Origin of the sequence: Streptomyces sp. S465, assembly GCF_026898115.1 — a bacterium.
In the GTDB taxonomy this organism is placed as follows: Bacteria; Actinomycetota; Actinomycetes; order Streptomycetales; family Streptomycetaceae; genus Streptomyces; species Streptomyces luomodiensis.
This window is the reverse complement of the sequence record NZ_CP114036.1, coordinates 6,683,140-6,706,101: the sequence shown is the minus strand read 5'-3', so window position 1 is coordinate 6,706,101 and position 22,962 is coordinate 6,683,140. Positions and strand designations below refer to the sequence as shown.

The 22,962-nt window shown below is 72.5% G+C and carries 20 protein-coding genes and 1 pseudogene; 2 read left to right on the top strand and 19 right to left on the bottom strand.

Annotated features, from left to right (window positions below):
- Positions 1 to 36: 36 nt before the first annotated feature.
- From lepB (N6H00_RS28460) to proS, 10 genes and pseudogenes are all read right to left on the bottom strand, one after another.
- The gene (lepB, locus tag N6H00_RS28460) at positions 37 to 1,143 is read right to left on the bottom strand and encodes a signal peptidase I (RefSeq protein WP_443073246.1); all 1,107 of its coding nucleotides are present in this window, start codon (positions 1,141 to 1,143) and stop codon (positions 37 to 39) included.
- Positions 1,055 to 2,125: pseudogene (gene lepB / locus N6H00_RS28455) on the bottom strand (signal peptidase I); the annotation flags it as partial. The gene lepB (N6H00_RS28460) and the pseudogene lepB (N6H00_RS28455), both read right to left, overlap by 89 nt.
- Complete coding sequence (gene lepB, locus N6H00_RS28450) at positions 2,118 to 2,969, bottom strand: signal peptidase I (RefSeq protein ID WP_268974669.1); 852 nt, start codon at positions 2,967 to 2,969, stop codon at positions 2,118 to 2,120. The gene lepB (N6H00_RS28450) and the pseudogene lepB (N6H00_RS28455), both read right to left, overlap by 8 nt.
- Positions 2,970 to 3,041: 72 nt before the next feature.
- Positions 3,042 to 3,392, bottom strand: a complete 351-nt coding sequence (gene rplS / locus N6H00_RS28445; RefSeq protein ID WP_268974668.1) for a 50S ribosomal protein L19 — start codon at positions 3,390 to 3,392, stop codon at positions 3,042 to 3,044.
- 132 nt (positions 3,393 to 3,524) lie between these two features.
- Positions 3,525 to 4,355, bottom strand: a complete 831-nt coding sequence (gene trmD, locus N6H00_RS28440) for a tRNA (guanosine(37)-N1)-methyltransferase TrmD (RefSeq protein WP_268974667.1) — start codon at positions 4,353 to 4,355, stop codon at positions 3,525 to 3,527.
- The gene (rimM, locus tag N6H00_RS28435) at positions 4,352 to 4,927 is read right to left on the bottom strand and encodes a ribosome maturation factor RimM (protein WP_268974666.1); all 576 of its coding nucleotides are present in this window, start codon (positions 4,925 to 4,927) and stop codon (positions 4,352 to 4,354) included. The genes trmD and rimM overlap by 4 nt, the downstream gene beginning before the upstream one ends.
- 81 nt (positions 4,928 to 5,008) lie before the next feature.
- A complete protein-coding gene (locus tag N6H00_RS28430) occupies positions 5,009 to 5,248 on the bottom strand; it encodes an RNA-binding protein (protein ID WP_005311361.1) in 240 nt (79 codons plus the stop codon).
- A gap of 2 nt (positions 5,249 to 5,250) precedes the next feature.
- Positions 5,251 to 5,694, bottom strand: coding sequence for a 30S ribosomal protein S16 (rpsP, locus tag N6H00_RS28425; RefSeq protein WP_268974665.1), 444 nt, complete (start codon positions 5,692 to 5,694; stop codon positions 5,251 to 5,253).
- A 155-nt stretch (positions 5,695 to 5,849) separates the two neighbouring features.
- Positions 5,850 to 6,443: a hypothetical protein gene (locus N6H00_RS28420; RefSeq protein ID WP_030834213.1), complete on the bottom strand. Its 594-nt coding sequence runs from the start codon at positions 6,441 to 6,443 to the stop codon at positions 5,850 to 5,852.
- Between the two features lie 159 nt (positions 6,444 to 6,602).
- On the bottom strand, positions 6,603 to 8,018 hold the full coding sequence (gene proS / locus N6H00_RS28415; protein WP_268974664.1) for a proline--tRNA ligase: 1,416 nt from the start codon (positions 8,016 to 8,018) through the stop codon (positions 6,603 to 6,605).
- Positions 8,019 to 8,335: 317 nt separating this feature from the next.
- On the opposite strand from proS, the gene N6H00_RS28410 reads away from it, so the two are divergent.
- Positions 8,336 to 9,223 carry a methyltransferase domain-containing protein gene (locus N6H00_RS28410; RefSeq protein ID WP_268974663.1) on the top strand — a complete coding sequence of 296 codons (888 nt, stop codon included), beginning with the start codon at positions 8,336 to 8,338 and terminating at the stop codon, positions 9,221 to 9,223.
- An 89-nt stretch (positions 9,224 to 9,312) separates the two neighbouring features.
- Here the strand turns inward: N6H00_RS28410 and ffh are convergent, their stop codons facing one another.
- From ffh to nsdA, 5 genes are all read right to left on the bottom strand, one after another.
- Complete coding sequence (ffh, locus tag N6H00_RS28405; protein WP_268974662.1) at positions 9,313 to 10,860, bottom strand: signal recognition particle protein; 1,548 nt, start codon at positions 10,858 to 10,860, stop codon at positions 9,313 to 9,315.
- Between the two features lie 181 nt (positions 10,861 to 11,041).
- Entirely contained in the window at positions 11,042 to 13,606 is a 2,565-nt protein-coding gene (locus N6H00_RS28400; RefSeq protein ID WP_268974661.1) for a [protein-PII] uridylyltransferase, read from the bottom strand.
- A gap of 49 nt (positions 13,607 to 13,655) precedes the next feature.
- Complete coding sequence (locus tag N6H00_RS28395) at positions 13,656 to 13,994, bottom strand: P-II family nitrogen regulator (RefSeq protein WP_268974660.1); 339 nt, start codon at positions 13,992 to 13,994, stop codon at positions 13,656 to 13,658.
- Positions 13,991 to 15,289: an ammonium transporter gene (locus tag N6H00_RS28390; protein WP_268974659.1), complete on the bottom strand. Its 1,299-nt coding sequence runs from the start codon at positions 15,287 to 15,289 to the stop codon at positions 13,991 to 13,993. Before N6H00_RS28390 ends, N6H00_RS28395 begins: the two co-directional genes overlap by 4 nt.
- Positions 15,290 to 15,495: 206 nt before the next feature.
- Complete coding sequence (nsdA, locus tag N6H00_RS28385) at positions 15,496 to 16,995, bottom strand: transcriptional repressor NsdA (protein WP_268974658.1); 1,500 nt, start codon at positions 16,993 to 16,995, stop codon at positions 15,496 to 15,498.
- A 468-nt stretch (positions 16,996 to 17,463) separates the two neighbouring features.
- On the opposite strand from nsdA, the gene N6H00_RS28380 reads away from it, so the two are divergent.
- Positions 17,464 to 18,138 (top strand): bifunctional DNA primase/polymerase, encoded by a 675-nt coding sequence (locus N6H00_RS28380; protein WP_268974657.1) that lies wholly within the window; start codon positions 17,464 to 17,466, stop codon positions 18,136 to 18,138.
- A gap of 129 nt (positions 18,139 to 18,267) precedes the next feature.
- Here N6H00_RS28380 and ftsY read toward each other — a convergent pair whose 3' ends face one another.
- Genes ftsY through N6H00_RS28360 form a run of 4 tightly spaced genes read right to left on the bottom strand, consistent with a single transcriptional unit; the run spans position 18,268 to position 22,857 of the window.
- Positions 18,268 to 19,494: a signal recognition particle-docking protein FtsY gene (gene ftsY, locus N6H00_RS28375; protein WP_268974656.1), complete on the bottom strand. Its 1,227-nt coding sequence runs from the start codon at positions 19,492 to 19,494 to the stop codon at positions 18,268 to 18,270.
- Positions 19,495 to 19,528: 34 nt separating this feature from the next.
- Positions 19,529 to 20,197 (bottom strand): response regulator, encoded by a 669-nt coding sequence (locus tag N6H00_RS28370; protein ID WP_268974655.1) that lies wholly within the window; start codon positions 20,195 to 20,197, stop codon positions 19,529 to 19,531.
- Positions 20,100 to 22,541: a sensor histidine kinase gene (locus tag N6H00_RS28365; RefSeq protein WP_268974654.1), complete on the bottom strand. Its 2,442-nt coding sequence runs from the start codon at positions 22,539 to 22,541 to the stop codon at positions 20,100 to 20,102. The genes N6H00_RS28370 and N6H00_RS28365 overlap by 98 nt, the downstream gene beginning before the upstream one ends.
- A gap of 1 nt (position 22,542) precedes the next feature.
- Positions 22,543 to 22,857: a hypothetical protein gene (locus N6H00_RS28360; RefSeq protein WP_268974653.1), complete on the bottom strand. Its 315-nt coding sequence runs from the start codon at positions 22,855 to 22,857 to the stop codon at positions 22,543 to 22,545.
- Positions 22,858 to 22,962: the final 105 nt, after the last annotated feature.

Genomic DNA, 22,962 nt, shown 5'->3' with positions numbered 1-22,962 from the left:
CACGGAACCGCACCTTACCCGGCGGTACCGACCTCGTCAGCAGTCAGCGGTCCGCCGTTCCGCGCGGGCCTCGGCGTCCGCCCGGACCTTGGCGATCAGCCTGCGGCGGCGCCACAGCACGATCGGCACCGCGCCGGCGAATCCCATGGCCGAGGGGGCCATCGCGGCGGCCGCGCCCAGCCCCGGCTGGTCGAAGGTGCCCGGCACCGACAGGGTGGACCAGCGGTCGATGGGCCAGGCGATGACGATCGCGCGCCCGACGACATCGTCCACCGAGACCGTGCCGTTGTTGAGGTTCTGGTGGTAGCGGGAGTCCAGCGAGTCCTGGCGGTGGTCGCCCATCACCCAGATCCGGCCCTCGGGCACCTTGATCGGGCCGAACGGCTTCTCGTCGCAGGGCGTGTTCCCGGGGAAGATGTACGGCTCGTCCAGCGGCTTGCCGTTGACCATGACCTTGCCGCCGCGCTTGCAGGAGACGGTGTCCCCGCCCACCGCGATGACCCGCTTGATCAGATCCTTCTCCTCCGCCGAAGGCATCAGCCCGATGAAGCTGAGCGCCTTCTGGATGCCCTCGGCGACCGGGCCGGAGCTCTGCGTCTGCGTCTCGCCGAGCCAGCCGCCCGGGTCGTGGAAGACGACCACCTCACCGCGCTCCGGCTCGGAGCCGAACCACGGGGTGAGCTTGTCCACTAGCACCCGGTCGCCCCGCTGCAATGTGTTCTGCATCGAGTCGGACGGGATCGAGAACGCCTGCACCAGGAAGGTCTTGATCAGCAGCGCCAGAGCCAGCGCGATGATGACCAGGATCGGCAGTTCCTTCCAGAAGGAGCGCACCTTCTTGGGCCTGCCGAGCTTTCCGGGCCCACCGGGCTTACCGGGTCCACCGGGCTGCCCGGGGCCCCGGTCCGCCGGTGTCTCGTCCCCGGGTCCGGACGGATCAGCCGCCCCGGACCCGTCGGATGCGCCGGAGGAGTCCTGTCCGCCCCCGGCACCAGGGGGACCCGACGCCTGGGGCGCCGCGGCCGCCTTGTCCGTGGGGGCACCGGCCTCGGGCGTCTCGGCCGCCCCGTCCGCGGAGCCCTCGCCCCTCGTCCCGGGCTGCCGCTCGGGCTCTTCGTGACCGGATCGTGCGCCGACCGCCAAATCCCCCACATCCACTCCTCACGCCTGACTGCCGCCTGCCCCACGAACGGCGCAGGATCACCACTCCCATAACGAGCGGGAGTTCCGCAGGGGTCGGGAGCTGGATCATTCCTTGCTGATCCATGGGGGACAGCCTATGCGCCGACCCCTCGGCCTGTGTCGCCCCGCTCGGCGCGTCCCGCACGGAGGCGTAGGTGTCCGGCTCCTCGAGCCGCCGCATATGCCCGAACGGCCAGGCGATCACCACGGCCCGGCCGACCACATTGCCGTCCGGCACGGTGCCCTGGTACGGCTCGTCCAGATGGACCCGGGAGTCCGCCGAATTGGACCGGTGATCACCCATGACGAACAGCCGCCCCTTGGGAACGGTCACCTTGAACTGCCGCTGCGACGGCGGGTTCCCGGGGTGCAGATACGGTTCGTTCAACGGGGTTCCGTTGACGGTGACCTTACCGTTCGTATCGCAGCACGCCACCGTGTCGCCGCCCACCGCGACCACCCGCTTGATCAGGTCCTGCTCGTCGGAGGACGGCAGCAGACCGATGAAGGTCAGGAACTCCTTGCCCTGCTTGATGACCGGCGGATCGTCCTGGGCGGGCTTCCCCTCGTCCTTGAGCCAGCCCCCCGGATCCTTGAACACCACCACATCGCCGCGCTCCGGCTTTGACCCGAACCACGGGGTGAACTTGTCCACCAGCACCCGGTCGCCGATCCGGATGGTCTGCTCCATCGAACCGGACGGGATCACGAACGCCTGCACCAGGAAGGTCTTCAGGACGAGCGCGATCACCAGCGCCACGCCCACCAGGATCGGTATCTCCTTGACGGCCGAACGGCGCCGCCTGCGCTTGATACGGCGCTGGATCCGGCGCCGCTCCGCGCGTCCGCCGACCCGGTGCTCCCCCGGCCCCCGGGGGGTCTCGGCGCCGGTGGGCGCGTCCGCCCCGCGCGTCCTGGTACGGGGCCGCCCGCGGCTACCCATGGGCACCGCCGGAGGCCGCGGACGGTATGTCGCCGGGCTCCTCGGGCACGCTCGCGAAGGCGTCCGGCCGGGGCACACCGGACCAGCGGCCGATCGGCCAGCCGATCCATTCGACGCGGCCGATCACCTTGTCGACGGGAACCGCGCCCCCGCCCGGTGCGCCCAGATAGTCCCGCGAGTCCCGGGACGCGTCGCGATGGTCGCCCATCACCCACAGCCGGCCCTCGGGCACGACGATGTCGAAGCGCACCCGCGAGGGGCTGTCCCCGGGGTGCAGATAGCGCTCGTCCACCGGCTGGCCGTTCACCTCGATCCTCCCCCGCTTGTCGCAGCAGGTGACCCGGTCACCACCGACGCCCACCACGCGCTTGACGTAGTCGGACTCGGCCGGTTCGGCCAGCCCGACCGCCGCGGCCGCCTTGCGCAGCAGACCGGTCACCGGGTTCCCGGACGGCTCCTCCTCGTGAAAGGAACCGGCCCCGTCGAACACGACAACGTCGCCGCGGCGCGGATCGTCCCCGAAACGGTAGGCGAGCTTGTTCACCAGCACCCGGTCCCCGGGCCGGAGGGTGTTCTCCATCGAGCCGCTGGGGATCAGGAACGGCTGTACGACAAAGCCGCTCACCAGCAGCACCAGCGCGACACAGACCGCGGCGAGCAGCGCCATCCGCCGCCCTCGCCCGCCCCCGGCCGGCCACCGCGGCAGCCGCCGGGCGGACGCGGGCTCCGCGGCGACCGGCTCCCCGGTCCGCGCCGGAGCACGCGAAGAGCGCGACCGCCCCTCGTGCTCCTTCTCGGAGTCCGGGGAGCCGTCGCGCTCCGCGAGCTGTCCTTCGCTGTCCATCGGGCCAGAGCCTATCCGCCCCGGCCGGAAGATCCGTCGGTAGCTCAGTAGTCGCGCAAAATCGCCGCGATCTCAGCTCTCGCGCTTTTCCTTGATCTTGGCAGCCTTGCCGCGCAGCTCGCGCAGGTAGTACAGCTTCGCCCGGCGCACATCACCGCGGGTGACGACCTCGATCTTCTCGACGATCGGGGTGTGCACCGGGAAGGTGCGCTCGACGCCGACGCTGAAGCTCACCTTGCGGACGGTGAAGGTCTCGCGGACACCGGAGCCCTGGCGGCGGATGACGACGCCCTTGAACTGCTGGACACGGGAGCGGTTGCCCTCGATCACGCGGACGTGGACGTTGACCGTGTCGCCGGGGCGGAAGGTCGGGATGTCGCTGCGCAGCGACGCGGAGTCGACGGTGTCGAGCAGGTGAGACATGATCGTCTGCTTTCCTCGCCGATGCCACAGGTCATCAGCGGAATATCGGATGATGATTCGGAGTGCCGCCCTCATCGGGCGGGCGTCGGTCCCCCTGTGGCAGGGGCGCACGCCCGGACGTACGGCAGCGCCCTATTCTTCCACGGCCCGGTCCGGCCGCCCAAATCGGGTCCCACCGGTCCCGGGCAACTCCTCCCAGCCCAGCTCGGCCAGGAGGGCGCGGTCGTGCTTGTCGAGCGTCGCCGGGTCGCAGCGCTCGATCAGATCGGGGCGGTTCTCGCTGGTGCGGCGGAACGCCTCGTCCCGCCGCCAGCGGGCGATCCTGCCGTGGTGGCCGCTGACCAGCACCTCCGGAATGGAGCGGCCGCGCCACTCGGGGGGCTTGGTGTAGACCGGCCCCTCCAGGAGATCGGCCATCGCGCCGGGCGCGAAGGAGTCGTCGCGGTGCGACTCGGCGTTGCCCAGCACCCCCGGCAGCAACCGGGCCACCGCCTCCGTGATCACCAGCACCGCGGCCTCGCCGCCGGCCAGGACGTAGTCGCCGATCGAGACCTCGTGGACCTCGAGCCGCTCGCCGTACTCCTCGATCACCCGGCGGTCGATGCCCTCGTAGCGGGCGGGCGCGAAGACCAGCCAGGGGCGCTCGGCGAGCTCGACGGCGAGCGCCTGGGTGAACGGGCGGCCGCTCGGGGTCGGGACGATCAGCGTGGGCTTGACCAGCCCCTCCGCCTCGCCCGACGCCATGACCTCGTCAAGCGCCTCACCCCAGGGCTCGGGCTTCATGACCATGCCGGGGCCGCCGCCGTAGGGGGTGTCGTCGACCGTGTTGTGCCGGTCGTGCGTCCAGGCGCGCAGATCGTGGACCCGCACATCCAGCCGGCCCCGGGCGCGCGCCTTGCCGACCAGCGAGACGTTCAGCGGCTCCAGGTACTCGGGGAAGATCGTGACGACGTCGAGCCTCATGACGACTCATCCTTACGACCGCCCTCGGCCTCGCCCCCGCGGCTGCCCGCGATCTCGGCGTCGGCCTCGTCGAGCAGGCCCGGCGGCGGGTCGATCACGGCGCGCTGCGCCTCCAGATCGATCTCCGGAACGACCTGGGAGACGAACGGGATCATCACCTCACCCCCGTCGGGGCGCTTCACGATCAGCAGGTCCTGGTACGGCAGATGGGAGATCTCGGAGATCCTCCCGACCTCCGTCCCGCCCACGGTGACCACATCGAGGTCGATCAGCTGGTGATCGTAGAACTCCTCGGGATCCTCCGGAAGTTCCTCGGGGTCGACCTCCGCGATCAGCAGGGTGTTGCGCAGCGCCTCCGCGGCGTTGCGATCCCGCACCCCCTCGAAGCGCAGCAGCAGCCGGCCGCTGTGCACCCGGCCGGACTCGATGGTCAGCGGCCCGGCCGAGGCGGGCTCGGTGGTCAGCACGGCCCCCGGGCCGAGCCGCAGCTCCGGCTCGTCCGTCCGCACCTCGACGGTGACCTCGCCCTTGATGCCATGGGCACGGCCGATCCGCGCGACAACCAACTGCACGATGCGATGTCCCTTCACACACACGGGCCGGGGACGGCCCAAAGCCCTCCCCGGCCCGTGCCGGTGCTCTTCTTGATCGCCTCAGCGGACCTGATCGACGTCGACGAGGTCGACGCGGATCCCACGGCCGCCGATGGCGCCCACGACGGTGCGCAGGGCGCGTGCGGTGCGGCCGTTGCGGCCGATCACCTTGCCGAGGTCATCGGGGTGCACCCGGACCTCCAGCACACGCCCACGCCGCAGGTTGCGCGAGGCCACCTGCACGTCGTCGGGGTTGTCGACGATGCCCTTCACCAGGTGCTCGAGGGCTTCCTCGAGCATCCTCAGGCCTCGGTCGACGCGGTGGACTCAGCGGACCCGGCCGCCTCGTCCGACTTCTTGTCGGCCTTCTTCGCCTTCGGGGTGATCGCCTCACCCTTCGGCTCGTCACCGGCGTCCTTGGCGGCCGCCTCGAACAGGGCGCGCTTGTCGGCCTTCGGCTCGGCGACCTTCATCGGGGCCGGGGCGGGCAGGCCCTTGAACTTCTGCCAGTCACCGGTGACCTTCAGGATGGCCAGCACCGGCTCGGTCGGCTGCGCGCCGACCTTCAGCCAGTGCTGCACACGCTCCGAGTCCACCTCGATGCGCGACGGGTTCTGCACCGGGTGGTACAGCCCGATCTCCTCGATGGCCCGGCCGTCACGGCGGGTGCGGGAGTCGGCGACGACGATGCGGTAGTGAGGCGAACGGATCTTGCCCAGACGCTTCAGCTTGATCTTGACTGCCACGGGAGTGGTGTCTCCTGGTCTTGACGTGGTTGAGCACTGCGACGTGCCGCGTGGGGTTGCGGTACCCGAGTGCCCGATGGACGCGTCAGCCGGAGGAGAGAGGGGTCCTGGTCGGCTGTCGAGTACAGCAGACCATTCTGCCACACCGTGACAGGTCAGCCGACCGCGGCCACCGGCTCCGGAATGCGGAACGGCTTACCGCATCCACCGCACATGATCGGCGCCTGGGCCAGCACCGACGGGACGACGCGGACATTGCGCCCGCAGTCGCACACCGCCTTCACCCGGACACCGCCCCCGGACGAACCGTGCCGCGCGGCGGGCCCGCGGAAGGTACGGGAGGTCTCGGCGGTGGTCGCCACGGTGTGGGCCTTGAGCGCACGCTGGAGGCGGTCGATCGTGGTCCGGTAGCGCTTTCTCGCCTCGGGACTGAGGGTGACCAGCGAGAAGCCGCTGCTGGGATGCGGCTCCTCGGGGTGGTCCAGCCCCAGCTCCTCGGCGATCGCCAGGAACCGGCGGTTGTGGTAGCGGCCGGCGCGTGAGGTGTCACGGACACCGCGGGCGGCGGCGATCCCATGGACTGCCTCATGCAGCAGCCGTTCGAAGGAGAGCTCGGCGCCACATGCGGACGACGACTCTCCGATCAGCGATTCGGGCGCGGCGAGATCCGGCAGCTCGGGGTGGTGCCGTTGAATGTCGGCCCACGCCTGCGCCAGCTCTGCGGCGAGAACAGGTGGTGTCGTGCTCACGTCGTGCTAACGAGCAGGAGTGGTCCGGTGTTCCGATTCCGGGGCATCCCAAATAATTTGCACGTACCAGTCAGTTCGCGGTGATGTGCCGCGACGAGGGGCGGGTGCGTAAATGTGTGGATGAGCCACGCACCGCGCATCAAGCCGGTACGTACCGGTTCAGTAGGCCCTCGCGACGAACGCGACGTTACCGGGCGCGTCATCGGCGTCCGGCACCGCCCCGTCCTCGGTGACCAGACACCGGACGGACACGGACCGCTCGGCGAGCGCCGCCTCGCCCTCCGGCCCCAGGTCCGCCCACCGGATGCGGGCCCAGCCGCCCGCCGCCGCGGCCTCGGCGGCCTCCTCCACGGTCGTCACCTCCGTGGTGCGCGCCTTACGGCGCTCACGAGCCTGCCGCAACAGCAGCGCCTGGTCCTCCTCCAGGACCTTGGGCAGCAGCTCCGGCAGCAGCTCGGCGCGCAACGGCTCCTTGCCGCCGGGGATCCGCCTCGCCACCATGGCGGTGCCGGCCTCCAGGTCGCGCGGGCCGATCTCGACCCGGACCGGAACCCCCTTGAGCTCCCAGTCGACCGCGCGCCGGCCGAAGGGGGTGTCCGTACGGTCGTCGACGTGGACCCGCACACCCGCCGCGGCCAGCAGCTCGCCGAGCTCGCGGACCCTGGCGAGCACCGCCTCATCACCCTTGACCGCCAGCACCACGACCTGGATCGGGGCCAGCCGGGGCGGGATCCGCAGACCGTTGTCGTCGCCGTGCATCATCACCAGCGCGCCGACCATCCGGGTGGTGCTGCCCCAGGAGGTCTGCCAGACCAGCTCCTGCTCCCCGTCCTTGGACAGATAGCTGGTGTGGAAGGCCCTGGCGAAGTTCTGGCCGAGCTCGTGGCTGGTGCCCAGCTGCAACGCCTTGCCGTCGCCCATCATCCCTTCGAGGGTGAGGGTGTTGAGGGCGCCGGCGAACCGCTCCCGGGCGGTCTTGCGGCCCAGGACCACGTCCATCGCCAGGACGTCCGCCAGGAACCGGGCGTAGACCTCGCGGTGGATCCGGGCGGCGAAGTCGCGGGCGTCCTCGTACGACGCGTGCGCGGTGTGGCCCTCCTGCCAGAGGAACTCGGTCGTCCGCAGGAACAGCCGCGGGCGCAGCTCCCAACGCACCACATTGGCCCACTGGTTGATCAGCAGCGGCAGATCGCGGTAGCTCCGCACCCACTTGGAGAAGTACTCGTTGACGATCGTCTCGGAGGTGGGCCGGACGACGACCGGCTCCTCTAGCTCCTTACCGCCGCCATGGGTGACGACCGCGAGCTCCGGCGCGAACCCCTCGACGTGGTCGGCCTCTTTGGCCAGATAGGACTGCGGGATGAAGAGGGGGAAGTACGCGTTCTGGACGCCGACCGCCTTGATGCGGGCGTCCATGTCCTGCTGCATCCGCTCCCACAGCCCGTACCCGTACGGTCGGATCACCATGGTGCCGCGCACCGGGCCGTTGTCCGCCAGCTCGGCCTTGTTCAGCACATCCTGGTACCAGCGGGGGAAGTCCTCCGCCCGCGGGGTGAGCACGGGAGCCTTGACCATGGCGCCGATCGTACGGCGACGGTGCACAGAACCGTGAATCGGACCAAACGCGCCGATCCGTGCCGGCCATCACCCCAGGCCGTCCGAGGACCGTCCGAGGACCGGTGGAGGTCGGGGGGCGGTTCCGGGAGCGAGTCGGACGCACAGGTGCGCGGGGGCGCACAAAGGGGGCACGCAAGCACGGCCGTGAAAGCTCTGGACGCGGGGACGGATGCGGAGTTCCCTGGCATATGGGGGTGGGACGCCACAGCGCACGACGGCGGATGCGACACCGAATCTGACGACGGCACTGCTCTTCGCTGATTGGGGCCCTTGCGATGACACCTACGCTCGTACGGCGGCACCGCCCGCACCCCTCCTCCTCATCGCACACGACGGACGCCCACGCCCGCACCCGCGACTGGGCGGAGATCCAGGAGCGGATGCTGGTCCCGCTGTACGAGGCCGTGTACGAACGGCTGGACGTCGGCGCCGGAACCCGGCTGCTGGGCCTGGGCTGCGGCTCGGGGCTCGCCCTCCTCATGGCGGCCGCACGCGGCGCCGCGGTCTGCGGGGTGGACACGGACGAGCGGCGCCTGGACCTGGCACGGGAGCGGCTGACGGCCCCGGGCGCGCCGCGGGGCGACGCGGCGCGGCCGGCCCGGCTGGGTCCCGGCGGCCCGGAGAACGCTTGGGTGCGGGAGGCCGCGGCGGACGCGGCCTTCACCGTGGTGACCGCCTTCGAGCCGCTGTCGGCGCCGGCCGCGGAAGACCCCGGCGGGGCGGTGTCCGCCGCGGCGGCCGCGCTCGCGGACGCCGCGGCGCTCGCCGAGCGGGGCGGGGCCGTGGTGCTCGCCGGATGGGGGCCGCCGGAGCGCTGCGCCACCTCCGGGGTGCTGCGGGTGGGCGCCCGGCTCGCCGACCCGATGCGCTCCCCCGGCTACCGCCGCTGGCGGCCGTGCGGCCGGGACGACCTGGAGGAGCTGGCCGCGCGGGCCGGGCTGCGGCCGGACGGATCGGGCCGGGTGGCCTGTCCGTTCGGGTACGCCGACGTGGACAGCGCGGTGCGCGGACTGCTGTCGACGGGGCTGTTCGACGCGGCGGAGCGGGCCACGGACCCGACCCAGGTCCGCAAGGAGATCACCGAGGCGCTCCATCCGCACCAGCGCGCGGACGGCACGGTGTGGATGCCCAATGTGTTCCGCTATCTGATCTGCCGCGTCTGAACGCGACCGAAGCGTAAGGCCCCTGAGGGTGCGCGCAGGGGCCTTACGGTTCGTTTCGTCCGGAGTCGGCTCGCGAGCCCGGAGTGGGCTCAGCCCATGAACTTCTTGAACTCCTCGGGGAGTTCGAAGTCCTGGCCGCCCTGGCCGCCGGCGGGCAGCCCGAACGCGCCGCCCTGCTCACGGCGCGCCGCGGCGGCCTGCTCCTCGGCCTTGCGCTTCATGGGGTTGCCGGAGCGCTGCTTGCCCTTGGCCTTCTTCTGCTGCTTGCCCTTGCGCTTGGTGCCGCCACCCATACCCGGCATGCCCGGCATCCCGGGCATCCCCGGCATGCCGCCCTGGGCCATCTTCGACATCATCTTGCGCGCGTCGAAGAACCGCTCGACCAGGTTCTTGACCGCGCTCACCTCGACACCGGAACCACGGGCGATACGGGCGCGGCGCGAGCCGTTGATGATCGTGGGGTCCTGGCGCTCGGCCGGGGTCATCGACTTGATGATGGCCGCGGTGCGGTCCACGTCCCGCTCGTCCAGGTTGTTGATCTGGTCCTTCATCTGGCCCATGCCCGGCAGCATGCCGAGCAGCTTGGAGATGGAGCCCATCTTGCGGACCTGCTCCATCTGGGCCAGGAAGTCGTCGAGCGTGAACTCCTTGGGGCCCTTCGCCAGCTTGGCCGCCATCTTCTCGGCCTCTTGCTGGCTGAAGGTCTGCTCGGCCTTCTCGATCAGGCTGAGCATGTCGCCCATGCCCAGGATGCGGGACGCCATGCGGTCCGGGTGGAACGCGTCGAAGTCGTCCAGCTTCTCGCCGTTGGAGGCGAACATGATCTGGCGGCCGGTGACGTGCGCGATGGACAGCGCGGCACCGCCGCGCGCGTCGCCGTCGAGCTTGGAGAGCACCACACCGTCGAATCCGACGCCGTCGCGGAACGCCTCCGCGGTGTTCACCGCGTCCTGGCCGATCATCGCGTCGACGACGAAGAGGACCTCGTCCGGGCGGACCGCGTCGCGGATGTCGGCGGCCTGCCGCATCAGCTCCTCGTCGATACCGAGGCGGCCCGCGGTGTCGACGATCACGACGTCGTGCTGCTTGGTCCGGGCGAATTCGATCGAGTCCTGCGCCACCTTCACCGGGTCGCCGACGCCGTTGCCCGGCTCGGGCGCGAAGACCGCGACGCCGGCCCGCTCCGCGACCACCGAGAGCTGGTTGACGGCGTTGGGGCGCTGAAGGTCACAGGCGACGAGCAGCGGGGCGTGGCCCTGGCCCTTCAGCCAGCGGCCGAGCTTTCCGGCGAGCGTGGTCTTACCGGCGCCCTGCAGACCCGCGAGCATGATCACGGTCGGCGGCTGCTTGGCGAAGCGGAGGCGCCGGGCGTCGCCGCCGAGGATGCCGATCAGCTCCTCGTTGACGATCTTGATGACCTGCTGGGCGGGGTTGAGCGCCTGGGAGACCTCCGCGCCCAGACTCCGCTCCTTGACGCTCTTGATGAACGACCGTACGACGGGCAGCGCGACATCGGCCTCGAGCAGGGCGATCCGGATCTCACGCGACGTGGCGTCGATGTCCGCCTCGCTGAGGCGGCCCTTGCCCCGGAGGTTCTTGAAAGTCGCTGCGAGGCGATCGGAGAGGGTATCGAACACGGTGGTCGCGAATCCTTCGCTCGGATGTCGGGTCGGTGGTCGGCCTCCAAGGGTATCCGCCCGCCGGGCGAACGGTCTGCCCCTGGGGGCCGTGCGCCGCTCGGGCGCCTGCCCGCCGCGGCTCCCTGCCACCCCTGCCCGCCGCGGCTCCCCGCGCGCCGTCTTCGCTCCCTCCCCGCCGCTACCGCAACGCCCGCTCGACCTCCTGGGCCACCTCGGCCGCCCGCATGGGCTTCAGGGGCGCGCCGGAGCCGTCCGTGACGTAGAACGCGTCCACCGCGTTGGCGCCGAGGGTGGAGACATGGGCGCTGCGCACCGCGACTCCGGCGTCCTCCAGGGCGCGGCCGATCCGGTGCAGCAGACCGGGTGCGTCCTGGGCGCGGACCTCGATCACCGTGGCGAGCTGGGAGCTGCCGGGCGCGACCGTCACCCGCGGTGGCGGGGCGTGCACCCCGCGGCGGCGCGGGTACTTGCGGTAGGCGGCCTCGCGCTCGGCGAGCCGGGCGGCGATGTCGAGCGAGCCGTCCAGGACCCGGAGCAGGTCGTTGCGCAGCCGGGCGGCCTGCGGCAGCGAACCGTACTCGGCCGCCACCCGCCAGCTCAGCAGCAGCACTCCGCCCGTGCCGCCCCCGGTTTCCAGCTCCGACGGCAGCTCGACGGCGCGCAGATCCGCCGCGCGCACCGTAAGGCGGTGCAGGGCCAGGACGCCGGCCGCCGCGGGCAGGATGCCGGGCTGGTCGGGGACGGCGATGAGCAGTTCCACGCCGATCGGCTCGGAGCCGGTGGTCCCGTCCTCCGAAGGCCCCTCGGTGCCGTCCGTAAGGAGGCCCGCCTCGCCCGGCGGCAGCGCCTCGGAGCGTGCGTGCAGGGCCAGCACCGGGCCGCCGGTGCGCCATGCCTCGACCGCGAGCCGCTCCTGTTCGGCCGTCGTCCGCTGCGGGGTGGACCAGTCGTCCTCGGGTTCGCCCGCGAGCACCGCCGAGACCCGCTTGACCAGGTCGGCGACGAGGGAGCCGCGCCAGGCGCTCCAGGCCGCGGGCCCGGTGGCGAGCGCGTCGGCCTCGGTGAGGGCGTGCAGCAGCTCCAGGGTGCTGGCGGTGCCGACGGCCTCGGCGACCGAGCGCACCGTGGCCGGGTCGTCCAGGTCGCGGCGGGTGGCGGTCTCGATGAGCAGCAGATGGTGGCGTACGAGGGTGGCGAGGACCGAGACGTCCGCGCGGTCGAAGCCGACGCGGGCGGCGAGATCGCGGACGATGGTCTCCCCGGCCACCGAGTGGTCGCCGGGCCAGCCCTTGCCGATGTCGTGCAGCAGCGCGGCGACCAGCAGCAGATCGGGGCGGCCGACCCGGCGGCTGAGGGCGCTGGCCCGGACCGCGGTCTCGACCAGATGCCGGTCGACGGTCCAGCGGTGCACGGGGTTGCGCTGCGGCCGGCAGCGCACCCGCTCCCAGTCCGGCAGCAGCCGGGTGATCAGCCCCTCGGCCTCCAGGGCCTCCCAGACCCCGACCGTGGACTCGCCCGCGCCGAGCAGAGTGATCAGCTGCTCCCTGGCCTCGGGCGGCCACGGCACGGGCAGCGGCCGGGCGGCGGCGGACAGCCGCCTTACGGCGTGCGGCGACAGCGGAAGTCCGGCCTGGGCGGCGGCCGCGGCGGCCCGCAGCGAGAGCACGGGGTCGCGGTCGGGGCGCGCGGCACGGGCCAGCACCACCTCGCCGTCCTGTTCCACGACGCCCTCGGCGAGCGGGCTGCGCTCCGCGTCCGGGCCACTTCCGGCACCCCGTCCGGCGGTGCGCGCGCCACGGCCGCCGAGGAGTCCGCGCAGCCGCGGCCGGGGGGCCGAGCGGGCGCGCAGCACCCGCTCGACCTCGCGCCAGGTGACATCGCTCGCGTAGGAGATGATCCGGGCGGATTCGTAGATCTGGCGCAGCAGGGCGTCGGCGTCCAGCAGCCCGAGGCCGGCCGCGACCTGGTCCTGTTCCTGGAGCGCGAGGCGGTCGGTGGCGCGGCCGGTGGACAGGTGGAGCGCGTCGCGGGCGTCCAGCAGCCGCCGCCGCGCGTCGTCGAGGCCCTCGCGGGGCGCGTCGGCGAGCCAGGAGGCGGCGATGGCGCGCAGCGCGGTGGCGTCGCGGAGCCCGCCGCGGGCCTCCTTCAGATCGGGTTCGAGCAGGAACTGAAGCTCGCCGTGGCGTTCGGCGCGCTCCTGGCACAGCTCGTGGAGCTCGGGCAGCCGCCCCGGGGCCTGGGCCCGCCAGTCGGCGAGGACGGCGGTGCGCAGACCGGCGCTGAGCTCGGCGTCGCCCGCGATATGGCGGGCGTCGAGCAGGCCGAGCTGGACCTTCAGGTCCTCGGCGGCGGTCCTGCGGGCCTCCTCCGGGGTGCGCACGGAGTGGTCGAGGGCCAGGCCCATGTCCCAGACGGGGTACCAGACGAGGTCGGCGAGCGCGGCGAGGGCCGAGCGGTCGGCGGAGCCGTCGTGCAGCAGCAGCACGTCGAGGTCGCTGCGCGGGGAGAGCTCGGCGCGCCCGTAGCCGCCGACCGCGACCAGGGCGACGCCCCGGCCGATCCCCGTTGCCCGCGCCCCGCCGGTGAGCAGCGTGGCCAGCCACTGGTCGGTGAGGTCGGCCAGCGCGGAACGGCGCGGCGGCCCGGACCGCGCCCCCTCCTGGAGGAGTCGCAGCCGGGCCGCCGCGTAGCCGCCGGGCCCCGAGTCGGTGGTGTCGGTCGTGGTCTCGAGGCTTTCCGTCAACTCGGCTCCCTGTCCGCGCTGGTTGTCCGTGGCCCTGTGGGGCGGGCCCTCAGAGGGCGTCCGGACCGCGCTCGCCGGTGCGGACCCGGACCGCGGTCTCGACGGGGACGCTCCAGACCTTGCCGTCCCCGATCTTTCCGGTGCGGGCGGCCTTGACCACGACGTCGATGAGGTCATCGGCGTCGTCGTCCTCGGCCAGCACCTCGATGCGCACCTTGGGCACCAGGTCGACGGTGTACTCCGCGCCCCGGTAGACCTCGGTGTGGCCGCGCTGCCGGCCGTAGCCGCTGGCCTCGGTGACGGTCAGCCCCTGGACGCCGAACGCCTGAAGCGCTTCCTTGATCTCGTCGAGTCGGTGCGGCTTCACTACCGCGGTGATGAGCTTCACGCGTCCACCTTCTTGTTGTGCGGCTTCTGCGGCGCGGACGCGCCGGTCGTGGCCTGGCCCGTGGCGGGCACCGTACTACGGGGCGATCCGCCGACCGCGCTGAAGTCATAGGCGGTCTCGGCGTGGTACGCCTGGTCGACGCCGCCGATCTCGTCGTCCTCGCCGGCCCGGAAGCCGATGGTGACGTCGATCAGCTTGGCCAGCACCCAGGAGACGACGAAGGAGAAGATCAGCACCGTGAAGGCGCCGAGGGCCTGCTTGCCCAGCTGGGTCGCGCCGCCGACGCCGTCGGTGGCGAGGACGCCGACCAGGAGGGTGCCGAGGACACCGCCGACCAGGTGCACGCCGACCACGTCGAGCGAGTCGTCGAAGCCCAGCTTGTACTTGAGGCTGACGGCCCAGGAGCAGACGACACCGGCGACCAGGCCGATCACGATGGCGCCCCAGGCGTTCACCGCGGCGCCGGAGGGGGTGATGGCGACCAGGCCGGCGACCGCGCCGGAGGCGGCGCCCAGCGTGGTGAACGCGCCGTGCCGGATGCGCTCGTAGGCGAGCCAGCCGAGCATCGCGACACCGGTGGCGATCTGGGTGTTGAAGGCCATGTTGGCGGCGGTCTCGTTGGCGGCGAGGGCGGAGCCGGCGTTGAAGCCGAACCAGCCGAACCACAGCAGACCGGAGCCGAGCATCACCAGGGGCAGGTTGTGCGGCCGCATCGGGTCCTTCTTGAAGCCGATGCGCTTGCCGAGCACCAGGGCCACGGCCAGGCCCGCGGCGCCCGCGTTGATGTGGACCGCCGTACCGCCCGCGAAGTCGATGACCTCCTGCTTGAACAGCCAGCCGTCGGCCTGCCAGACCCAGTGGGCGACCGGGAAGTAGACAACCGTGGCCCACAGGGTGATGAACAGCGTCCAGGCGCCGAACTTGACGCGGTCGGCGACGGCTCCGCTGATCAGGGCGGGGGTGAGCACGGCGAACATCAGCTGGAAGAACGCGAAGGCCAGGACCGGGATCGCGTCGGGCTTGTCACCCCACAGCGAGGTGGGCTCGATGCCCTTGAAGCCGATGTGGTCGAGATTGCCGAGCAGCCCGCCGCCGATGTCGTCGCCGAAGGCGAGCGAGTAACCGAACAGCACCCACAGCAGCGAGACGACGCCCAGCGAGATGAAGGACATCATCAGCATGTTGAGGGCGCTCTTCACCCGCACCATGCCGCCGTAGAAGAAGGCCAGGCCGGGGGTCATCAGCATCACGAGCGCGGCGCTGATCAATACGAACGCGGTATTTGCGCCATTCAATGTGGACGTCTCCTCGAAACGACGGCCCGTGCGGGCAGGACATCGGGGGCCGGTATTCGCCTCGAGGTTGGCGCAGCGCCGTTTCAGTCGATGCCACCCGATGTTTCGCCGCAGTGACGAAGGACGCGGGAGTGTTACGTACCGATGAACCGCGGTGAGGAGGGCCACGCCCTCCGTTACCGTGTCGCAACCACCGCGGGGACCGCTCAGACGGCCCGGCCGGGCCCCGCCGCTTCGGGTGTGTCGGGCATCAGGGTGGCCAGCCGATCGCCTAGGTCGGCGATCTCCGGTACGTCGCCGAACTGGCGCACCGCCGTGTCCACGGTCTTGCGCAGCCGGTTGTTGACCCGCTCCGAGCGCACCCGCTTGGCGAGCGGCAGCGCCTCCCGGGCGACCGCGGCGGCCTGCTCCGGCTCCTTCTGGAGGAGGTGGACGGTGGCCATGCCGATCAGATTGAGCGCATACGAACGCTGGGGGCCGCCGTCCTGCTCGGTCTCCTGGCCGAAGAGCCGCACGGCCTTGCGCATCACCGGGTCGGCGAGCTTGGCGTAGGTGGGGCTGCGGCCGGCCACATAGGCGAGATCGCGGTAGGAGTGGGCGTTCTCCGCGTTGAGCTCGGCCTCGGAGAAGAAGCGGATCCAGTCGGGGTCGCCGTCGCCCTCGGCGCACTCGGCGAAGGTGTCCTCGGCCATCTTCACGGCGCGGTGGCACTTGCTGGGCTGGCCCATGTTGGCGTAGGCACGGGCCTCCATCGCATACAGCATGGCCTGGGTGCGCGGGGTGGCGCTCTCCCGGCTGCCGTACTGCGCGAGGTGGATCAGCTCCAGCGCGTCGTCGGGCCGCCCGACGTGGATCATCTGACGGCTCATGCTGGAGAGGATGTACGAGCCGAGGGGGCGGTCACCGGATTCCTTGGCGGCGTGCAGGGCCAGCACGAAGTACTTCTGCGCGGTGGGCTGGAGCCCGATGTCGTAGCTCATCCACCCGGCCAGCTCGGCGAGCTCGCCCGCCACCTTGAACAGCCGCCCGGAGACCTCCTCCGGATGCGGCTCCTGGAGCAGATCGGTGACTTCGTGCAGCTGGCCGACGACCGCCTTGCGGCGCAGCCCGCCCCCGCACTGGGCGTCCCAGGTGCGGAACATCACGATGGTGGACTCCAGCAGCTCCAGCTCGGGCTCGGAGAGCCGGGAGACCCGGCGCGTGCGCCCGCCGTCCGCCGCCTTGGCCCCGCCGGGCTGCCCGCCGGGCGAGGGCACCAGCCAGCGCTGCATCGGCTCGATCAGGGCGGGGCCCGCGGCCAGCGAGAGGGAGGTGCCGAGAAAGCCGCGGCGGGCGAGCATCAGATCGCTGCGGGAGAACTCGCCGATCAGCGCGACCGTTTCGGGACCGGCCCAGGGGAGGTCCACACCGGACACGGACGGTGACCGGTGGGCGGAGCGCAGCCCGAGGTCCTCGATGCCGACCACACAGCCGAAGCGCTCGGAGAACAGCTCGGAGAGGATCTGTGGAATGGGCTCCCGGGGCTGCTCACCGTCCAGCCAGCGGCGCACCCGCGAAGTGTCCGTACTGATGTGATGGGCGCCTAACTGCCGTGCTCTGCGGTTGACTTGGCGCGCCAGCTCCCCCTTCGACCAGCCGCTGCGCACGAACCACGAGCCCAATTGCGCATTGGGGCGCTTCCCAGCACCGCCGCCGCCGTCGCCCACCGGAATGCCCCCATCCCACGAATTTTCCCGGACCGCCACCAGAATGCCTTCTGTCACGGTCAGTTGTCCCCGCGATACAACGCATCAACCGTCCGGACGGGGAACCGCCTCATGCCAGTGGCATGTACCGACCCGTATTCCGCCCATCGTCAACTCACACTTGAGCGAGCACCACGCCCAGGGGATCGCACACTGAAAGTAATCTTACGATCACGCTCCCTGTGAGGCGATTCCCGAAAACGCCACCATTCGCCACCCCTTCGAATGAACCCCGTCGCCGTTTCCCGCGATTGACTTGACACCGGGGCGACGGGAACAGGTGAAGGGGCGCATATGGGGCGCATGGGACGCGTCCCGCGCTCACGGCTCCGTCCCACCGGAACGTACACGTCGCACCAGGTCGACGACGGAGCGTCATGGCCGCGCTCCGGTTCGTAACCATCGAGAGCGGGACCCGTTGGAGGGGGCATGGGCTTCACGATCGGCGGCATCCGGGACATGCGGTCCGGCTCACGGCGCCGCGGCCGCACGTCCGAGTCCACGACGGTGGCGGAGTACACCGGCCTGTGGGGCTGGGACGTGGTGCCGGGCGCGCGGGCGACACGGGGCTCGGGGGGCAGCAGAAACGAATGTTCATGCGGTGTGCGTGACTGCTCCTCCCCCGGCGCGCACCCCCTCTCCTTGGCCTCCGCCGTCCCGGCGGGCGCCACCCTGGACGCCGCCGCGGCCGCGTGGGAGCAGGTCCCGGGGGCGGCCGTGCTGCTGCCCGTGGGCCGTTCGTTCGACGTCCTGGAGGTCGCGGAGTACGCGGGTCGCCACGCGCTGGTCCGGCTGGAGCGGATGGGCCTGCCCCTCGGTCCGGTGGCCGTCACCCCGCACGGGCGCGCCCAGTTCTTCGTCGCCCCCGGCGCCGCCGCCGAACTGCCCGAGCTGCTGTACCGCATGGGCTGGGACGACGCCGACCTCGACCTGCGCTGTCTGGGTCCGGGCGACCACATCACCGCCCCGCCCTCCGACCTCGGCGGCCTGGGACCGGTCCGCTGGCTGCGCCCGCCGACCCTCGACACGGCGGGCCGCCCGCCGCACGCCCGGCTGGTCCTGGGCACCCTCGCCTATCTGAGCCACCGGGCCGCCGGGGCCTGAGGCGGCTCGCCCCTTCCGCGCGAACGCCGGACGGCCGGAAGTCCTCATCCCGCTGCACAAACGCCGGACGGACCGGGAGTCAGCCCCGGCCCGTCCGGCACGCTACGGGTGATCCCCCCACCACGGGCCTCAGCCGCCGATCAGCGCGTCGACGAACGCCTCCGGCTCGAACGGCGCGAGATCGTCCGCGCCCTCGCCCAGCCCCACCAGCTTGACCGGGACGTTCAGCTCACGCTGGACCGCGACGACGATGCCGCCCTTGGCGGTGCCGTCCAGCTTGGTCAGCACGATGCCGGTGATGTCCACCACCTCGGCGAACACCCGCGCCTGCACCAGGCCGTTCTGCCCGGTCGTGGCGTCGAGGACGAGCAGCACCTCGTCCACCGCGCCGTGCTTCTCCACGACCCGCTTGACCTTGCCCAGCTCGTCCATCAGACCGGTCTTGGTGTGCAGCCGCCCGGCGGTGTCGATCAGGACGACGTCCGCGCTCTCGGCGATGCCCTCCTTCACCGCGTCGAAGGCGACCGAGGCGGGGTCACCGGCCTCCGGCCCCCGGACCGTACGGGCGCCGACCCGCTCGCCCCACGTCTGAAGCTGGTCGGCGGCGGCGGCACGGAAGGTGTCGGCCGCGCCGAGCACCACGGACTTGCCGTCCGCGACGAGCACCCGGGCGAGCTTGCCGGTCGTGGTGGTCTTACCGGTGCCGTTGACACCGACGACCATGACGACGCCCGGCTTCTCCTCGCCGTTCGCGCCCACGCCGCTCTCGGTGTGCACCGAACGGTCGGCCTCGGTGCCGATGAGGTGCAGCAGCTCCTCACGCAGCAGAGTGCGCAGCTCTTCGGGGGTACGGGTGCCGAGCACCTTGACGCGCTCCCGCAGCCGCTCGACCAGCTCCTGGGTCGGCGCCACGCCGACGTCGGCGGTCAGCAGCGTGTCCTCGATCTCCTCCCAGGTCTCCTCGTCCAGGTGCTCCCGGGACAGCAGGGTCAGCAGCCCCTTGCCCAGGGTGGTCTGGGAGCGGGACAGCCGGGCGCGCAGCCGGATCAGCCGGCCGGCGGTCGGCTCCGGGACCTCGATCGGCGGGACCTCGGGCACGGCGGGGGCCGGCGCCTCCGCGGTCGTGGCCGGGGCCTCGGCCCTCGGAAGATCCACCTCCTCGATGGTTCTGCGTGGTTCCTCACGCGGGGTTTCGGCCTCCTCGCCGACGTGCGGTTCGGCGGGCGGCGCGGTGACGGTGGGGCTGCTCGGCGGGGGCGGGGGCAGCCGCTTCTTCTTGCGGCCGCTGATCACGAGCCCGCTGATCGCGGCGACCGCGACCACAGCGATGACTACGGCAAGGATGAGGTATTCCATAACGCCCCCAGTATCAGCCACGAGGGGAAGCGAGTCATTCGCCTCCCAGCCCGGCCTGCCGGGCGCGCACGATCGCCTGGGCGCGGTCGTGCACCTGAAGCTTGGCGAAGATCGAGCCGACGTGGTTGCGCACCGTCTTGTCGGTGACCACCAGCCGCTGGGCGATCTGGCGGTAGCCGAGTCCGGCTGCGAGCAGGTCCAGCACCTCGCGCTCGCGGGCGGTCAGGGTCGGGAACGCCTCCTTGGCGGACGCGGAGCCGGACGCGCCGAGCAGCACCCCGAGCCGTTCGGCCATCCGCGGGCTGAAGACCGCGCCGCCGCGCGCCACGGTGTGCAGCGCGCGCAGGATCTCGTCCCGGCCCGCGCCCTTGAGGAGATAGCCGCGCGCCCCGGCCCGCACGGCGGCCAGCAGGCTGTCGTCGTCCTCGGACATCGTCATGACCAGCACCCGGGTCTCGGGGTGATCGCACAGGATCCGCCGGGTCGCCTCCAGACCGGACCGGCCGGGCAGCCCGAGGTCCATGACCACCAGATCCGGGCCGGTGCGCACGGCCTCGGCTATCGCCCCGTCCGCGCAGGCCGCCTGCCCGACGACGGCGAACGCGTCATCGAGGTTGACGGCGGCGGCCAGCCCCTCGCGGAAGAGGGGATGGTCGTCCACCAGCAGTACCCGCCACTGCGGAGGTTCCACGACCGCTGTCACCCGCTGTCCTCTCCTTGGGTTGCGTCGACGTGGGATGCGTCGACGTGGGTCTCGTCGGCTCGGATTGCGCCGGCGCGGGTTTCATCGGCTCGGGTTTCATCGGCTCGGGTTGCGTCGGCGCGTCCTCGGACGTCCTCGACGCGATGAGCGCCCGGCACGCCTCGTGCCCGGTGGGCTCGCGGCGCTCCTCGGGGTTGCCGTGCTCGCCCGGCCCGGCGAGCGGCAGCACCGCGTGCACCACCGTGCCGGTCGCCGATCCGGTCACCGAGCAGGAGCCGCCGATCTCCTCGGCCCGTTCGGTGACCGAGGCCAGGCCCACACCCGGCACCGCGGTCTCGCGCAGCCCGCTTCCGTCGTCGGTGACCTTGACCTCCAGGGTGTCCGGGCCCGCGGTCAGCTCGACGCTCACCTGGCGCGCCCGAGCGTGTCGTACGGCGTTGGTCAGCGACTCCGCCGCGATCCGGTACGCGGCCGTCTCGACACCGGGCGACAGCGGGGGCAGCGCGGCCGGGCGGCTGGCCACGCTCACTCGCAGCCCGTCGACGCCCAGCCGGTGCGCCAGGTCCCGGACCGCGCCGGCCAGCCCGCGCTCGGCCAGCGCGGCCGGGGCCAGGCCCGCGGTGATGCGCCGCACCTCGACCAGGGCCTCGGCAAGGGTCTCGGCCGCCTCGCACAGCTGAGGGGTGGCGGGGTGACCGGGCGGACAGGAGGTCTGCGCGATGTCCAGACGCAGCCTTACGGCGGCCAGCTGCGGGCCGAGTCCGTCGTGGATCTCCCGGCGCAGCCGGCGGCGCTCCTGTTCGCGGGCGAGCACCAGCCGTTCCCGGGCGGCCTGGGCCTCCTCGGCCAGGCGCAGCGCGGCGAGCGCGGGGGCGGCCTGGTCGGCGAGGAGGGAGAGCAGCCCGCTGTCGCGTCCGGCCGGGGTGCCGGAACCGTCGCGGGAGACCTCCAGGCGGCCGACGGTGCGGCCGTGGTGGCGCAGCAGGAACGTCTGGACCGGGCCGGTCAGCGGGGCCCCGGCGGAGGCCAGCCGCCGGGGTCCGGCGCGGGTGTCGACGCTGACGGCGGCGCCCGAGACGCCGAGGTCCTCCACGGCGCTGCGGCAGATCTGCTGGGGCACCTCGCCCGGGTGCGGGGCCTGCTGGAGCCGTACGGCCAGGGCGCTCACGGCCTCGTGCGGGCGGGCCCGGGGCCCGTAGAAGGCGCGCTCGACGCAGCGGGTGAGCCGGCGGGCGCTCGGCCGCAGCCCCCAGCCCAGCACCAGGGCGCACCCGGCGGTGACGGTGGTGGCCCCGCTCCGTACGGAGGGGAGTCCGGCCTGGACGGCGACGACCGTGCAGACCACCACCGCGGCCAGTGAGGTGAGCACGAAGGCTCGGGCGAGGCGGTGGCTGGTGGAGCGGTCCAGCCGCCAGATGCCGGTGCGGGCGACGCCGAGGCAGATCGCGGCGGCCCATACGGCGCTGCCGGCCGTGCGGGCCACGATCGTGGGCACGCCCTCGCCCCACTGGGACAGCAGGAGCGAGACGCAGGCGGGGTAGGCGGCGGCGAGCAGTGCCCAGTCGCGCCGCTCGGCACCGCGGGAGACGGCGGCGCGGCAGCACAGGGCGGCGGTCACGGCGGCGGCGACGGTGCGCAGTACCCAGGTCTCGGCCGCGGCGTAGGCATCCAGATGGTCGAAGGCCCACTGACCGGCCGCGGTGCGGAACGCCGGGTTGGGCACCGAGCCCACCAGGGGCTCGCTGATCAGCCACAGCGCCGCGTACCCCAGCCAGTAGCCGGACGCGACCACGCTGATCGCCCACCACTGCCACCGCCGGGCCCCTCGGCGGTCGGCTCGCCTCCGGGCGCTCCGGTCCGGTGCCGGCACCGGTGCCTCACCACCTCCGGGGCCGGCCGGCGCGTCCTTCGGCTCGCCGGCCGGTCCGCCCCGTGGGAACAGCCACAGCGGCAGCAGCAGGACGGTCAGCGGGCGGCAGGCCATCTTGGCGGCGGCGAGCAGCAGGGACACCACGGCGCCGGTCGTGCCCAGGTCGGCCAGGCCCAGCAGCCCGGCCGCGGCCGAGGGCAGCAGCCACAGGCCGCCGGCCACCAGCAGGACGCCGCCGTAGCGCCGGGCCGAGCGCTCGGCCAGCAGCAGCACTCCGACGCCCAGCACCGGGACGCCCACGGCGACCCTGGTCAGCACGGTGGCGCCCCGGGGGCGTGGGTAGGCGAGCGCGGCCCACTGGTCGTCGACCCTCAGCAGTCCGGCCACCCACCCGGCCAGGACCACCACGATCAGTGCCGAAGCCCCGCCCGCGGCCCGCACGGCCCGGTCCTTCGGCAGCGCGGCATGCCGCATCTCAGCCGGCGGCCGGCCCGGTGGCGAGGGGACGCGCCCCGCCGGCGCCGGAGCCGCCGCCCTTGGCCCACAGCGTGACGTCGTTGTCACCGCGGCCGGGGCGGCACTTGTACTCGTCCCAGGTGTGCCGCCGGACGCCGGCCTCGCCCGCGCGCCGGCAGGCCACGGTGGTGTCGTAGTGCCCCGCCTCCCGCCAGGCGTCGTCGGATGCGGTGGTCTGGGAGGAGGCGGTGGCGGGGAAGGCGGCCGCGGTCCACGCGACGGCCCCGGCGCTCATGCCGAGTGCGATCGCCGTGCGGATTCGGGTAGGGCGCATGGGCGTTCTCCTTGTGTTTGCCCCGAGCCCTACCCGCCGTCACGGCCGTGAAGTGCGCGACCGCCCCGGCCCACCCGAACCGGTGACCTCCTAGCACCCCCGTTC